Annotated in this window: 11 protein-coding genes and 1 tRNA gene; 7 read left to right on the forward strand and 5 right to left on the reverse strand. The window is 73.5% G+C overall.

Annotated features, from left to right (window positions below; genetic code table 11):
* Positions 1-26: 26 nt before the first annotated feature.
* Both AC07BF_RS16855 and AC07BF_RS16860 read right to left on the reverse strand, forming a co-directional pair.
* Positions 27-908: an alpha/beta fold hydrolase gene (locus tag AC07BF_RS16855; protein WP_363583640.1), complete on the reverse strand. Its 882-nt coding sequence runs from the start codon at positions 906-908 to the stop codon at positions 27-29.
* The gene (locus AC07BF_RS16860; RefSeq protein ID WP_363583761.1) at positions 905-1,642 is read right to left on the reverse strand and encodes a DUF998 domain-containing protein; all 738 of its coding nucleotides are present in this window, start codon (positions 1,640-1,642) and stop codon (positions 905-907) included. The genes AC07BF_RS16855 and AC07BF_RS16860 overlap by 4 nt, the downstream gene beginning before the upstream one ends.
* Before the next feature lie 202 nt (positions 1,643-1,844).
* On the opposite strand from AC07BF_RS16860, the gene AC07BF_RS16865 reads away from it, so the two are divergent.
* The 3 genes from AC07BF_RS16865 to AC07BF_RS16875 all read left to right on the forward strand — a co-directional run bounded on the left by AC07BF_RS16865 (position 1,845) and on the right by AC07BF_RS16875 (position 5,837).
* Positions 1,845-1,918: transfer RNA gene (locus AC07BF_RS16865), tRNA-Lys, on the forward strand.
* Between the two features lie 223 nt (positions 1,919-2,141).
* The gene (locus AC07BF_RS16870; protein WP_363628147.1) at positions 2,142-4,571 is read left to right on the forward strand and encodes a transglycosylase domain-containing protein; all 2,430 of its coding nucleotides are present in this window, start codon (positions 2,142-2,144) and stop codon (positions 4,569-4,571) included.
* Positions 4,572-4,751: 180 nt separating this feature from the next.
* Complete coding sequence (locus tag AC07BF_RS16875; RefSeq protein WP_478333540.1) at positions 4,752-5,837, forward strand: EamA family transporter; 1,086 nt, start codon at positions 4,752-4,754, stop codon at positions 5,835-5,837.
* Here the strand turns inward: AC07BF_RS16875 and lepB are convergent.
* The gene (gene lepB / locus AC07BF_RS16880) at positions 5,800-6,609 is read right to left on the reverse strand and encodes a signal peptidase I (RefSeq protein ID WP_400986626.1); all 810 of its coding nucleotides are present in this window, start codon (positions 6,607-6,609) and stop codon (positions 5,800-5,802) included. The two genes, AC07BF_RS16875 and lepB, sit on opposite strands and share 38 nt — an antisense overlap.
* Before the next feature lie 155 nt (positions 6,610-6,764).
* Complete coding sequence (locus tag AC07BF_RS16885; RefSeq protein ID WP_363583648.1) at positions 6,765-7,100, reverse strand: chorismate mutase; 336 nt, start codon at positions 7,098-7,100, stop codon at positions 6,765-6,767.
* A gap of 263 nt (positions 7,101-7,363) precedes the next feature.
* Between AC07BF_RS16885 and AC07BF_RS16890 the strand changes: the two genes are divergently transcribed.
* Both AC07BF_RS16890 and AC07BF_RS16895 read left to right on the forward strand, forming a co-directional pair.
* Positions 7,364-7,789, forward strand: a complete 426-nt coding sequence (locus tag AC07BF_RS16890; protein ID WP_363583650.1) for an OsmC family protein — start codon at positions 7,364-7,366, stop codon at positions 7,787-7,789.
* A gap of 673 nt (positions 7,790-8,462) precedes the next feature.
* Positions 8,463-10,403: a putative bifunctional diguanylate cyclase/phosphodiesterase gene (locus AC07BF_RS16895; protein ID WP_400986704.1), complete on the forward strand. Its 1,941-nt coding sequence runs from the start codon at positions 8,463-8,465 to the stop codon at positions 10,401-10,403.
* A 56-nt stretch (positions 10,404-10,459) separates the two neighbouring features.
* Here AC07BF_RS16895 and AC07BF_RS16900 read toward each other — a convergent pair whose 3' ends face one another.
* A complete protein-coding gene (locus AC07BF_RS16900; RefSeq protein ID WP_363583654.1) occupies positions 10,460-11,551 on the reverse strand; it encodes an LLM class flavin-dependent oxidoreductase in 1,092 nt (363 codons plus the stop codon).
* 669 nt (positions 11,552-12,220) lie between these two features.
* On the opposite strand from AC07BF_RS16900, the gene AC07BF_RS16905 reads away from it, so the two are divergent.
* Both AC07BF_RS16905 and AC07BF_RS16910 read left to right on the forward strand, forming a co-directional pair.
* Positions 12,221-12,808 carry a DedA family protein gene (locus AC07BF_RS16905; protein WP_350882667.1) on the forward strand — a complete coding sequence of 196 codons (588 nt, stop codon included), beginning with the start codon at positions 12,221-12,223 and terminating at the stop codon, positions 12,806-12,808.
* Between the two features lie 377 nt (positions 12,809-13,185).
* The gene (locus AC07BF_RS16910; protein ID WP_363619999.1) at positions 13,186-14,466 is read left to right on the forward strand and encodes a polysaccharide deacetylase family protein; all 1,281 of its coding nucleotides are present in this window, start codon (positions 13,186-13,188) and stop codon (positions 14,464-14,466) included.
* Positions 14,467-14,623: the final 157 nt, after the last annotated feature.

Genomic DNA, 14,623 nt, shown 5'->3' on the forward strand with positions numbered 1-14,623 from the left:
TGCCCGGCCTCAACGGATGCCCGGCCTCAGAAGGTGTCCAGGACGGCGGAGGCCACGGCGTCCGGGCGGTCGAACATCACCAGGTGCCCGGCCGGGGCGGTGGTGCGGTAGTCGGCCCCGAGCAGCGCCGCCAGCTCCCGCTGGCCGGCCAGCCACTCCTCGGTACGGCGGCTGCGGCAGCCGTCGTCGGCGGCGAGCACGGTGACCGGCAGGCCCTCGGGCAGCGGCCGGGTGCGCCGCAGCCCGTCCACCTCGGCGGCCAGGTCGAGGTAGCGCGCGTTCTCCCGCAGCAGGGCGCGCAGGGCCCGGCCGGTGCGGTAGCAGTGCCGCACCAGCGGCGCCGGGGCGAGGTCCTCGCGGCAGACCGTGGACAGCCGGGCCGTCAGTCGGCGGGCGGTCGGGCCGAGCAGGTACGGCACGGCGACGGCGGTGGCGGCGCCCGCGAGCGCCCGGGCCGCCAGGTCGCGCGCGCCGGGGGCCGGGTACGGCCGGGCCGCCGGTTCGACGCTGCCGTCCACCAGGACCAGCCCGGCGGCCCGGTCGGGGTGCAGCCGGGCGAAGGCCTCGACGTGGAAGCCGGCCAGCGAGTGGCCGACGACGGTGCAGGGCCCGCGCAGCCCGAGGCCGTCCAGCACCGCGCGGATCCGCTCGGCCTCGCCGGCGGCCGTCGGAGCGGGCCGCCCGGTGGCGGGCTCGGGGGCGCTCAGCCCGTAGCCGGGCCGGTCGAAGCGGACCACGGTGCGGTAGGGCGTGAGGAAGGGGACGACCAGGTCCCAGTCGAACCAGCTGCTGCCGAGGCCCCCGGTGAGCAGGCAGACCGGGCCGCTGCCCTCGGTGCGGACGTGCAGCGGGACGCCGTCGACGCGCAGGAAGCGCGCCCGGGTGCGGGGGTCGTCGGGTGCGGTCATGCCGGCTCCCGGCCCGGGGGCCGTTCGGCCGGCCGGGGCCCCCGGTGCGGCGGAGAAGCGTCGGACCAGGTGGATTCGTCGGACGGCGCCCCCGCGGGGAGGGCCAGGCTCAGCGCCAGGACGGCCAGCCAGAGCGCCACCAGCAGCACCTGGAGCCGCTGGCCGGCCCCGAGCGCCCAGGTGCCGCGCCCGGCCTCGAAGGCGGCGATCGCGGCCAGGCTCCAGCCGGTGGCCAGCAGTTCGGCGCCGAGCAGCCAGGGCCCGATCCGGCGCACCGGCGGCCACCAGCCGTAGCGGCGGGCGGCGACGGTGAGCGCGGCCAGCCCGGTGAGCGCACCGAGCATGGCGAGGCTGCTGGTGACGGCGTGCGCGGTGTGGGTCGCGGGGACGAGCCCGGCGGTCTCGCGGGCGGCGCACATCTCGTCGCTGGTGGGGGCGCAGCTGAGCGGCAGCCGGGAGTCGGCGGCGGTCGCCGCGCCGAACAGGGCGAGGGCGGACCAGCCGACCACCGCCCACCCGCGCCGGGCGCCGCGCGGCCCGGCCTGCCCACCGGCGAGGGCGGTGACGGCCGCGGCGAGCACACAGAGCCCGGCGACCAGGTCGGTGGCCCGGAACAGGCCGCCCAGCGGCTGGTCCTCGGCCGCGAGTTCGCTGATGTACGCCTGCACCGGGTCGAGTCCGGTGCTCAGCACGACCTCCAGCACCCACGCGGTGTACGCCGTGGCGCTGAGCATCAGCAGCGCGGCGACCGCCTTCCGCGCGTTCGGGTGTCCGGGCTTGGGGCTGGGCACCGTTCCACCCTAACCGGCGGCGAACTGCACCCCAACCGGGCGGAAACGGACACCTCGGCGGCGGGTCGGTTCCCGCGCGGCCGCGGGCGGTTCCGGGCGGTTCGAGGCACCCGCCGGGACCGTGTATTGTTTTCCAGGTCAGCAGGCGCCGCTAGCTCAGTTGGTTAGAGCAGCTGACTCTTAATCAGCGGGTCCGGGGTTCGAGTCCCTGGCGGCGCACAGACATTTGGGGAGCCTCTCGCAGCAGCGAGGGGCTCCTCAATTTTTTGGCCTTCGACGTCCGTTTTGCGTGTGATGTCGGTCTCGATTGCCGTTCCGGTGGAGCCAATCGGCCCGCCCGGCTCGTCCAGGGCAGTAAACCGGAATCGGGACAAAGGTCCCTAACCACCGATGTCCCCGTCCGTGCAGGCTGACCCGGTCCGCCCGCAGGAAAGGCCGCGCCTTGTCCGAGAACGCCCAGAGCGGCCGTCGCACGCCGTCGACAGGCCTCCGACCGGTCAAACGCTTCAAGCGCGCCGCCCCCGTGACCGGCGGCGGGAAGCCCCGCCGCCCGAAGCGCACCGGCTGGCGCCGACTGATCCCCACCTGGCGGATGAGCCTGCTCGGCCTCGCCGCGGCCCTGCTGCTCGGCGTCGGCCTGTTCGTGCTCGGGGTCACGCTGGTGAAGGTCCCCGACGCGCACGCCGCCGCGACCGCGCAGAGCAACACCTGGCTCTACGCCGACGGCTCCGTGATCACCCGCACCGGCCAGACCAACCGGCAGAACGTCAGCCTGGACAAGGTCTCCCCCGCCGCCCAGCACGCCGCACTGGCCGCCGAGGACCGCAACTTCTACCACGAGGGCGCCGTCAACGTGCAGGGCCTGCTCCGGGCCGCGGTCAACACCGCCAAGGGCGCGGGCACCCAGGGCGGCTCCACGATCACCCAGCAGTACGTGAAGAACACGTACCTGAACCAGAAGCAGTCGGTCACCCGCAAGGTGAAGGAACTCTTCATAGCCATCAAGGTGGACGCCACCGAGAGCAAGGACGACGTCCTCTCCGGCTACCTGAACACCTCCTACTACGGCCGCGGCGCCTACGGCATCCAGGCCGCCGCCCACGCGTACTTCGGCGTCGACGCCTCCGCGCTCAACCCCGCCCAGGGCGCCTACCTGGCCACCCTGCTGAACGCCCCGAGCGCCTACGACGTGGCCACCGCGACCCCGGCCGGCAAGCAGAACGCCGTCAACCGCTGGAACTACGTGCTGGACGGCATGGTCAAGGAGGGCTGGCTCTCCGCCGAGGAACGGTCCGCCACCACCTTCCCGGACGTCAAGGACCCGCAGCCCAACCCGGGCCTGTCCGGCCAGACCGGCTACCTGGTGAACGAGGCCACCCAGTACCTCACCTCGAACCAGGTCATCAGCGAGACCGAGCTGGCCAAGGGCGGCTACACGATCAAGCTGAGCATCGACCCGGCCCGCCAGCAGGCCCTCCAGGACTCCGTCCAGGCGCAGCTGCGCGACACCCTGAACCCGGACAAGCGGAAGAAGGACGCGGCCGCCCAGGCCGGCGCCGTCTCCGTGGACCCGAAGACCGGCGCGGTCGTCGCCCTCTACGGCGGCGTCGACTACGTCAAGCACTACGTCGACAACGCGACCCGGCGGGACTACCAGGCCGGCTCGACCTTCAAGGCGATCGCCCTGGCGGCCGCGTTCGAGAACAACGCCAAGACCCAGGACGGCCGGACCGTCACCCCGCGCACCGTCTACGACGGCACCAGCGGCCGCAAGGTCCGCGGCGGCAAGGGCACCCCGTACGCGCCGCCGAACGAGGGCGACAGGAGCTACGGCCAGATCTCCCTCCAGCAGGCCACCGACTGGTCGGTCAACTCGGCGTTCGCCCAGCTGGCCCAGGACACCGGGCTCCAGAAGGTCAAGGACACCGGCATCGCGCTGGGCCTGCCCGGCAGCACCCCGGGCCTCGACCCGGTGCCGTCCATCCCGCTCGGCGCGGCCACCCCGAGCGTGCTCGACATGGCCGGCGTGTACGCGGCACTGGACAACGGCGGCAAGCAGATCACCCCGTGGCTGGTGCAGTCCGTGGACCGCGAGGGCGAGGCCGTCCCGCTGCCCGCGCACAAGACCACCCAGGCGATCAGCACGGACACCGCGAACCAGGTCACCTCGATGCTCCAGGGCGTGGTGAACGACCCGGGCGGCACCGGCTGGCGAGCCAAGGCACTGGGCCGCCCGGTGGCCGGCAAGACCGGCACCACCGACGACCAGAAGTCGGTCTGGTTCGTCGGCTACACCCCCGAGCTGGTCACCTCGGTGGCCCTGTTCGGCCAGGACCCGGGCAGCGGGGCCCAGGTCAGCCTGAGCGGCGTCGGCGGGATCGACGGCGCGGCGGGCGGCCAGTTCCCGGCACAGATCTGGACCAGCTACATGAAGGCGGCGCTCAAGGGCGTGCCGGTCAGCGACTTCCAGACCCCGGCCGACGGCGGCGACTCCTCCGGCGCCACCGATCTGCCGACGGCCCCGTCCTCGCCGAGCAGCACCCCGTCGACCGGGACCGGCTCGAACGGCGCCTCGACCGCCCCCGCGGCGCCGACCACCCCGCCGGGCGACGGCGCCGGGGCCGGGGCCGGCTCGGGCCCGACCACGCCGGCCGGCGGCTCGAACTCCGGCGGCGGCAGTGTGACCAGCCCGCCGACCGCGCCCCCGGCCACCCAGCAGCCGACCGCCCCGCCGACGACGCGGCCCACCGGACGGCCCACCGGTCGGCCGACACCCTCCACCGGCCCGACCACGGCGCCGACCACGCAGCCGACCACCCAGCCCACGGGCGGGTCGGACACGCTCACCGGGGCGGGGGCGAACGCCGGGTAGCGGCGGCGGCGGGGGGGCGGGGCGCCCGAGTGGCGGGAGGGCTCGGGCCGGCGAGGGGGCGCGGACGGCGCAGGGGCGTGCGCGGGCCGGGTGAGTGCGCCGCTGCGCACAGTTCCGTGCAGGACCAAATGACGGAATGGCACCTTACTGACCGCCCGGTATGACTGCCACAATGCGTCGGTGCACAGATCAACGGCCTCGCCCACCCTCCCCACGGGCAGAACCCTCGGCCTCAGCCTCGCGCTGGTCTCCGCGTTCGCCTTCGGCGGCTCCGGCACCGCCGCGAAACCACTGATCGAGGCCGGCCTCTCACCGCTGCACGTGGTGTGGCTCCGGGTCACCGGCGCCGCCGTGGCCCTGTTCCCCATCGCCTACCGCCACCGGGACGCCGTCCTGCGCCGCCCCGGCCTGCTGATCGGGTTCGGCCTGCTCGCCGTGGCCGGCGTCCAGGCCTGCTACTTCGCGGCGATCTCCCGCATCCCGGTCGGCGTCGCCCTGCTCATCGAGTACCTCGGACCGCCGCTGCTCATCGGCTACGTCAAGTTCGTCCAGCGCAAGCCGATCAGCCGGGGCGCCGCGATCGGCGCCGGCGTCGCGGTCGCCGGGCTGGCCTGCGTGGTGGAGGTCTGGAACGGCCTGAGCTTCGACGCGCTGGGCGTGCTCTTCGCCCTCGGCGCGGCCTGCTGCCAGGTCGGCTACTTCGTGCTCGCCGACGCCGGACGCCGGGGCGAGCGCCCGGTCGACCCACTGGCGGTCAGCGCGTTCGGGCTGCTGATCGGCGCCGTCCTGCTCACCGTCTTCACCCGGCCCTGGCAGGCCGACTGGAGCACGCTCGGCGGATCCGTGGTGATGAACGGGCACACCCTGCCCGCGCTGCTCCCGGCCGCCTGGATGATCCTGATCGCGACCGTGCTCGCCTACCTGACCGGCGTGATCGCCGTCGGGCACCTCTCGCCCCCGGTCGCCGGGGTGGTGGCCAACCTGGAGGCGGTCGTCGCCACCGTGCTGGCCTGGGTGCTGCTCGGCGAGCACCTCGGTCTGCCGCAGATCGCGGGCGGCCTGCTCGTGCTGACCGGCGCCTTCGCGGCGCAGACCGGCAAGCCGGCGGCCGTGGAGGCCGTGGACGCCGGGGGTGCTCCGGACGCCCGGGATGCTCCGGGCTCTCCGGGCTCTCCGGACTCTCCGGACTCTCCGGACTCTCCGGAACGGGTCGCCGCCGAGCGGCAGGTCAGCGGCCGAACCAGCCGAACCAGTCGAGGTGATTGAGCGGCCACACCACGGCCGACACCGGCCCGACCACGTTGTCCACCGGCACGGCCCCGTCCCCGGGACCGCGCTGGTGGTAGCGGGAGTCCGCCGAGTCGCTGCGGTGGTCGCCCTCGACCCAGACGTGGCCCGAGGGCACCGTCACCGGCCCGAAGTCCAGGCCCGCGCAGGAGTCGTCACCGGGGTGCAGGTACGGCTCGTCGACCTTCTTCCCGTCGACGGTCAGCGTGGTGCCCGTGCACTGCACGGTCTGGCCGCCGGTCGCGATGACCCGCTTGACCAGGTAGTTGTCGTCCTTCGGCGGCACCAGGCCGACGAAGCTCAGCACCGAGCCGGCCGCGTTGGTGAACGGGTTCGAGTCGATGGGCTGCGGCGGGAGCCAGCCACCCGGATCCTTGAACACCACCGGCTGCCCGGGCTCCGGCTTCCAGCCGGTCAACGGCGCCAGCTTGTTCACGCCCACCCGGTCGCCGATCCGCAGCGTGTTCTCCATCGAGCCGGACGGGATGGTGAACACCTGGAACAGGCAGGTCTTGATCAGCAGCGCGACCACCAGGCCCACCGCCGCCATCGCCGGGATCTCGATCCACCAGGGCCGGGGCCTGCGCCCGGTCCGCCGGGCCTTGCGGCCGCGCGAACCGCGCGCACGGCGGCGGGCCTCGGCGCGGCCTCCGGGCGCTTCACGGGCGTCGGAAACACCGGGGTCGCGTCCGGCGGCGGGGGCCGGACCGGACCCGGCATCGCTCGGCGTTTCGGGCAGGTTCACCGCCATCGTCGCTGCTCCACCTCTCCGGCTGGGGGAACCTGCACGCTACGCCAACCCCGGAGCCTCACGAAATCCGGCGTTTAGCCGCCCCCGACATGTCCGGACCGGGCGGCGCCGGGGCCGTTCTCGACGGCTCAACACCGGCCCCCTCAGGGGTGCTCTCAAGCGCGGGCGATGGCCTCGTGGTGCCGGATGACCTCGGCGATGATGAACGTCAGGAACTTCTCGGCGAAGACCGGGTCCAGCTTGGCCCCGGCGGCCAGCTCCCGCAGCCGCTTGATCTGGTCGCGCTCACGTGCCGGATCGGCCGGCGGCAGCTTGTGCTCGGCCTTGAGCCTGCCGACCCGCTGGGTCGCCTTGAAGCGCTCGGCCAGCATGTGGACCACCGCGGCGTCGATGTTGTCGATGCTCTCGCGCAGGCTGGTCAGCTCCGCCCGCACGGCGGCGTCGACCCCGTCGGGCAGGCCGGCGTCGGGGGTCGTGGGGTGGTCCGTCATCGGGGCGGCTCCCGGTGTCTGAAGTGGGCACCCGGCCGTACAGCGGCCGGGCTCGGGCCCGGGCAAATCTAACAGGGCCCCCGTGGTGGAGCCGCACCTTTAGGCGGATCCGTCCACAATCCGGACATCGCCCGCGCCACCCGGCGCCCCGTACCGATCCGGGCCCGTGCCGCCCCGGGCCGAACCGGGGCCGCCCCGTAGGCTGGTGCGCGCATGACCGGAAGTGACGACTCAGCAGTCCCTCAGTAATGGAGGTACCGATCGTGGCAACCACCCGCACCGCCCGCACCGCTTGGGAGGGCAACCTGCTCGACGGCAAGGGGCAGGTGACCTTCGCCTCGTCCGGGATCGGCGAGTACCCCGTCTCCTGGCCGGCCCGGGCCGAACAGCCCAACGGCAAGACCAGCCCGGAGGAGCTGATCGCCGCCGCTCACTCCGCGTGCTTCTCGATGGCCCTCTCGCACGGCCTGACCGGCGCCGGCACCCCGCCCGTCAAGCTGGACACCCAGGCCGACGTCACCTTCCAGCCCGGCACCGGCATCACCGGCATCCACCTGACCGTCACCGGCGAGGTGCCCGGACTGGACGAGGCCGACTTCACCAAGGCCGCCGAGGACGCCAAGGCCAACTGCCCGGTCAGCAAGGCGCTCGCCGGCACCACCATCACCCTCACCGCCAAGCTGGCCTGACGCCCCGACGGATCGCGACGGATCCCGACGGATCCCGACGCACTCCGGCCGCTCCGGGCGCGCGGTCGGCGCCCGGGGGCGCGATCTCGGCGCACGCGCCCCTGGCGCACATCATGTGATGTGCACCGGGGGCGTCTGCATGTACCGCCGCACATGATCACAAAGCGGGCGAATCACCCTGGCGGCGGTCACCGCGCGTTGCCGCCGCGGCCTATGATCGGCCGCAGCGCCCTGTTCTTCACGCGGGTCTCCGCGCGACAGCGCCCCACGGCGGGCGCCCCGCACCGGACCGACTCCGAGGACCTCGACAGAGTGCGGAGCCGGCCGCCGGAGTCCCGATTGGCCGGCCGGACCAGCATCCAGCGTCAGCAGCGGACGGGAGCATGCCGTGCCGGGCCAGAACGAGGGGGCCGACGCACACCACCCGGGCGTGCGGCACGAGGAAACACCGCACCACCGTCACCTCACAACACCCCTCCTGGGCCCGAACATCAGCACCGTCGGTCCGGCTGGTTCGGTTGGTCCGGTCGGTCCGGTCGGTCCGGTCGGCGTCGCCGGTTCCGTCACGGCCGTCGGTGCTGTCGCGGCCGGCGGCCGGGCCGTCGGCACGACGGGTGCGACGGGTGCGACGGGTGCGACGGGTGCGACGGGAACCGTGCTGGACGACCCCGGGATGCTGCTCTGCCCCACCTGCTCGGCGCCGCTGACCGACGGCACCCACCGGAGCGCCGTCGACGGCCCCGGCCAGGAGAACGGCGGGAACGACCGGCTGCTGGCCGCGCTGCGGGCCAGCGAATCCCGCTTCCGGGCCGCCTTCTGCGACGCGGTCATCGGGATGGCCCTGATCGACCCCGAGGACCGGATCATCGAGGTCAATCCCGCCTTCGCCGCCCTGATCGGACGCGGCGTCGGCGAACTGGTCCGCACCCACCTGCACGAGATCATCGATCCGGAGGGCATGCCGCACCGACTCTTCCCCGAACTCGTCCACGGCGGGCGGGAGCGGTTCCGCGTGGAGAAGCAGCTCAAGCACCGCGAGGGCCGCACCGTCTGGAGCAAGGTCACCGTCTCGCTGATCCGGGACGGCGCCGGCCAGCCGCTCTACACCCTCGCGCTGGTGGAGGACATCACCGAGCAGCGCCGGCTCGGTGACCGCCTGGAGTACCAAGCCCTGCACGACCCGCTGACCCGACTGCCCAACCGGACGTCCTTCTTCGAACGGCTCGACGCCGCCTGCGTCACGGCCACCGGGGCCACCGGGGCTGCTGAGCCCGCCGAGGCTCCCAACACCCCCGACACCGCCGGCACCAGCGACACCGTCCTCGCACCGGCGGACGGGCGCCGGGTCGGCGTCTGCTACCTGGACCTCGACGGCTTCGCGGCGATCAACGAGACGCTCGGGCACCACATCGGCGACCAGTTGCTGATCGCCGTCGCCACCCGGCTGCGCCGCGGGTTCTCCGAGCACGACGCCCACCTGGTGGCCCGGATGGGCGGTGACGAGTTCGCCGTCCTGGTCACCGACAGCCGGGGCAGCGACCAACTGACCGACCTGGCCGCCCGGATCCTCCAGGAACTGGAACACCCCTTCGACGTCGCCGGACACCGGCTGGTCATCACGGCCAGCGTCGGCGTCGTCGAACGGTCCGTGCACGAGACCACCCCCACCGACCTGGTCAAGGACGCCGACGCCACGCTCTACTGGTCCAAGGCCGACGGCCGCGCCCGCTGGACCCTCTACGACCCGGACCGCGGCGCCCACCAGCTGACCCGCCAGCTCCTCGCCACCGCGCTGCGGCCCGCCCTGGAGCGCGGCGAGTTCACCATCGAGTACCAGCCGCTGGTCGGCCTGGCCGACGGAGCCGTCCACGGCGCGGAGGCCCTCGTCCGCTGGCGCCACCCCCGCTACGGGACGCTCTCCCCGGACCGCTTCATCCCGCTCGCCGAGGAGACCGGCGCGATCGTGCCCCTCGGCACCTGGGTGCTGGAGGAGTCCTGCCGCCAGGCCCGGCAGTGGCTCACCGAGTTCCCCGAGACCGAGACCTTCGTGAGCGTCAATCTGGCCGCCCGCCAGATCTGGGACTCCGACGTGGTCGCCGACGTCGCCCGCGCCCTCGAACGCACCGGGTTGCCGGCGCGGCTGCTCCAGCTGGAGATCACCGAGAGCGCCCTGCTCGGCCCCGGCGGACGGCCGTTGCAGGCGCTCCAGGCGCTCGCGGACATGGGCGTGCGGATCGCGATCGACGACTTCGGCACCGGCTACTCCAACCTGGCCTACCTCTCCCGGCTGCCGGTACACGTCCTGAAGCTCGACGGCACCTTCATCGAAGGGTTCCGCGACCCGGCCCCGGCGACGAACCCTTCGGAGCTCCCCGAGCTCGGCTCCCGCCGCAGCGACGCCGACGAGCAGATCGTGGGCGCGATGGTGCAGCTGGCCCACACCCTCGGCCTGACCGTCACCGCCGAGGGCATCGAGAGCGCCGCGCAGGCCGAACGGCTGCGGCTGACCGGCTGCGACACCGCCCAGGGCTGGTACTTCGCCCGGCCGGGCGAGGCCGAGCTCGTCGCCGCCATACTCCGCGAGGGCCGCCCCGGCCCGGACACCAGCCGGTAACCGGGGCCGGCGGCCGGGCCGCTCCGTTCAGGCCTCCCGCGCTCAGGCCTCGGCCGTCAGCCTTCCGCCGTCAGGCCGTACGCCTCGGCGATCAGGCCGTAGGAGCGGAGCCGGGCCTCGTGGCCGTGGATGTGCGAGGTGACCATCAGCTCGTCGACGCCCGTCCGCTTGCGCAGGGCCTCCAGCCCGTCCGCGACCTCGCCCGGGGCGCCGAGCACCACGTTGTCGAGCCAGCTGTCGATGAACTCCGCCTCGGCTGGGCTGTACTGGTAGGCCTCGGCCTCCTCCGGAGTGGGGATCGGGCCGGGGTTGCCGCGCCGCAGCCGGAGCATGCCGAGGGCCGCGGAGCGGGCGAGGCGACGGGCCGCGCCCTCGTCCTCGGCGGCGACCGCGCTCACACCGATCAGCGCATAGGGCTCGGCGAGCACCGCGGAGGGCCGGAAGGACTCCCGGTAGAGGTCGAGCGCCGGGATGGTGTTGACGCTGCTGAAGTGGTGGGCGAAGGCGAACGGCAGGCCGAGGCGGCCGGCCAGCTGGGCGCTGAAGCCGGAGGACCCGAGCAGCCAGACCGGCGGGCGCCCGTCGCCCCGGGGGACGGCGGTCAGCTGGGCGTAGGGGTGGCCGGAGGGGAAGTCGCCGTCGAGGAAGTGGGTCAGCTCGGCGAGCTGCTGCGGGAAGTCGTCGGCGCCCTCGGCGCGGCCGCGGCGCAGCGCCCGGGCGGTGGCCGGGTCGGTGCCGGGGGCGCGGCCGAGCCCCAGGTCGATCCGGCCCGGGTGCAGGGCCTCCAGCAGGCCGAACTGCTCGGCGATGGCCAGCGGGGCGTGGTTGGGGAGCATCACCCCGCCCGAGCCCAGTCGCAGGGTCGTGGTGTTGGCGCCGAGGTGGGCGAGCAGGACGGCCGGGGTGGAGCTGGCCACTCCCGGCATGCCGTGGTGCTCGGCCACCCAGAAGCGGTGGTAGCCCCACTGCTCGGCGTTGCGGGCCAGCGCGGTGGTCGCGGCCAGGGCCTCGGCGGGCGTGTAGCCGACGCCCACGGTGGCCAGGTCGAGGATGGAGAGCGGGGCGGGCGCCGTGCCGCGGGCGGTGCCCCGGATCGCCGCGCCGGTTCGCGGTTCGGTCGGGTGCTCCTGCTGGTCCTCGGTGGTCATGCCGTCCGCCCTTCTGGCTTTCGTGAGCCGGCCCTGGTGGGCGACCGCGGGTCTCGGGTGGCCCGGCGGTCGCTGCTGCCGACCGGGGTCAACCACCGCGCCGAGCCGACTGTTCCCGTATCCGGCACGTGTCGGCCTGCACGCCGGCCTGCACGCCGGTCACCGCGCCGACCTCACGCCCGCTCCGTCGCGGCCCGTGCAGCGACCCCGCTCCGACCCGTACGCCGGCCCCGATCCGGCCCCGATCCGGCCCTGCTCGGCGCCGGCGGGCACGGCCCGGTACGGTGCCGCCGACCGACCATTCGAATGACGGAGAGCCAGCGCACGGACACGCCTGGCGACTTCATGCCAGCGCCGGAAGTCGCCAGGCGGAGGGCTCGCGACCGGTGGGCGGCGTCCGGCAGGCTGGTGGACAGGACCGGATCGCCCAACAGGATCCGCGTTCCGCCAGCAAGATCGCCGGGCTGGACCAGCGCCGATCGATCCCCGCGAGCCCCCGGAGCGGCACCCCGCTCCGGGGGCTCGCGCCTTTGCGCAGGTCGGGGCCGGGGTCTGTGACCCATGGCATACCGGGGTGCTTCATGGCATGAAAAGTCGAGGCGCTAGCGTTGACCTCAGCAGCCACCTGCTCCCCCGGGCGGCGTGGAGGGAGTACAGGCCTTGAACTTCGTGGCGGCGATCGGATCCTCGTGGATCTGCGCCCTGGCGCTCTTCGCCGTGCTCGGAGACGCCCTCCTCCCCTTCATCCCCAGCGGGACACTGGTCATCCTGGCGGTGCTCAAGACGGCGCGGATCGACGGCGCCCCGGTGCTGCTCGGCCTGGGCGTGGCAGTGGCCTCGTTCCTCGGCGACCTCCTCCTCCTGCACCTCGCCCGGCGCGGCGCCCCGCTGCTCCAGCGCCGGCTCGCCCAGCGCCCGGAACTGGCGGCCAGCGTGACCAGGGTCCAGCAGGCCCTGGTCGAACGCCCTCACGGGGCGGCCGCGGCCATGGTGGTGGTCGCCCGGTTCGTCCCGGCCGGGCGGACCGTCCTGGACGTGGCCATCGGCCACTCCCCCGCCCACCCGCACCGCTTCCTGCACTGGTCGGCACTGGCGGCGCTGGTCTGGGCCGCCTACATCGTGACGCTGGGCTGGCTGAACAGCCACTGGTTCGACACCGCCTGGCTGAGCCTCGCGGTGTCCTGCACCGCCGCCACCATCGTCAGCACCGCGATCGCGCGAATAGTGCGCCGCAACCGGCGGCTCGCCGCGCTCTGACCGCTGCGCCTCGGCCTGCACCCCCGGCCCCGGGCGCCCCGGCCGCCCCTCGCCGCGCCCCCGCGATCGGCGAGCTCTGCCCGGACGGGCGACGAGCCGTACCGAGCGATGACGAACTCTGACCCGCCCCGCCGGACCGGCGGTACCGTACTCCCCTGGCGGCGCGAGGAGCGAAGCGTCACAGGACGGCAACAGACCACGAATCCTTGCAGCCCAGCCCGGTCCTGCTGACGTGTTGACTCTCGTAGAGGGTCGACGGCCTTGGTGGCCACTGCGGCCACATGGCATGCTAACGGCGGAAAATTCATCAATTGCCCGATTTGACCGGTGCGGCCCCGGGCCGCCCTCACCACCGGCATCGGCACCCAGGGGAGACCATGACCAGCATCTCGCGCAGGACGGTGCTCAGTGCGACCGCTGCGACCGCGGCCCTCGGCGCGGTCGCCGCCTGTTCCAGCAGCGGATCCGGTTCGAGCCAGAACTCCTCCTCCCCCACGACCGGTGGCAGCCCCGGCACCACCCCGGCGGGCACGACCGACCCGACCAAGACGGGGGTGCCCAAGGGCACTCCGATCGGCGACGGCTCCAACGCCGACACCGGCCCGCAGCCGAACCAGCCGAAGCCCGAGAAGCTCAAGCCCGGCGAGCGGCCGCCGCAGTTCGTGGTGTTCTCCTGGGACGGCGCGGGTGGCACCGACGACGGCCAGTTCCCCCGCTTCCTCAAGCTGGCGGAGCAGTACAAGGCCACGATGACCTTCTTCCTCTCCGGGATCTACGCCCTCCCCAAGGGCAAGGCCGACCTGTACCACCCGCCGAAGCACTCGGTCGGCGCCTCCGACATCCCGTACCTGTCGGACGGCGCGGTCAAGAGCACGCTCAAGCTCGTCAGCCAGGCGTGGCTGGCCGGGCACGAGATCGGCACCCACTTCAACGGGCACTTCTGCTCCAGCCGCCCGGACAAGAACGGGGTCAACATGTGGACCCCGGAGGACTGGCAGAGCGAGATCGACCAGGCGATCGGCTTCGTGACCCAGTGGCGGACCAACACGGGCTTCACCGACGTCGACCCGCTGCCCTTCGACTACAAGAAGGAGCTCATCGGCGGCCGCACTCCCTGTCTGGAGGGCCAGAAGGCGCTCCTGCCGACGGTCGCGAAGCTGGGCTGGAAGTACGACGCCAGCTCCTCCGGCGGCCTGCAGATATGGCCGCAGAAGGTGCAGGACGGCAAGGTCTGGGACTTCCCGCTGCAGTCCATCCCGTTCCCCGGGCACACCTTCCAGGTGCTGTCGATGGACTACAACATCCTGGCCAACCAGTCCGCGGGCAGCACCAAGGGCGACCCGTCCAAGTACAACGACTGGCGCACCCAGGCCAAGGACTCCTACCTGGCCGGCTTCGACCGCGCCTACAACAGCAACCGTGCGCCGTTCTTCATCGGCAACCACTTCGAGCAGTGGAACGGCGGCATCTACATGGACGCCGTCGAGGAGACCCTCAAGACCATCGCGGGCAAGCCGGACGTCCGGCTGGTCTCCTTCAGGCAGTTGGTCGAGTGGCTGGAGGTGCAGGACCAGTCCACCCTGCGCAAGCTGCGCACGCTCAACGTCGGCCAGGCGCCGAGCGGCGGTTGGGAGACCTTCCTCGGCGCCGCGGGCTGAGACGGGCGGACCGAGCAGGGCAGAACGAGACAGGCGCGGGGGGGGGGGGGGGGGGAACCCCCCGGCCACCCTCGTCGGGGTCGGGGCCGTTCCCCCCCGGGGGGGGCGTTCGCGGGCCAGCCACGGGGGAAAGCGGAAGAGAGCCGCGGGAGGAAGA

The sequence above is a fragment of the Kitasatospora sp. NPDC043950 genome (assembly GCF_056435345.1).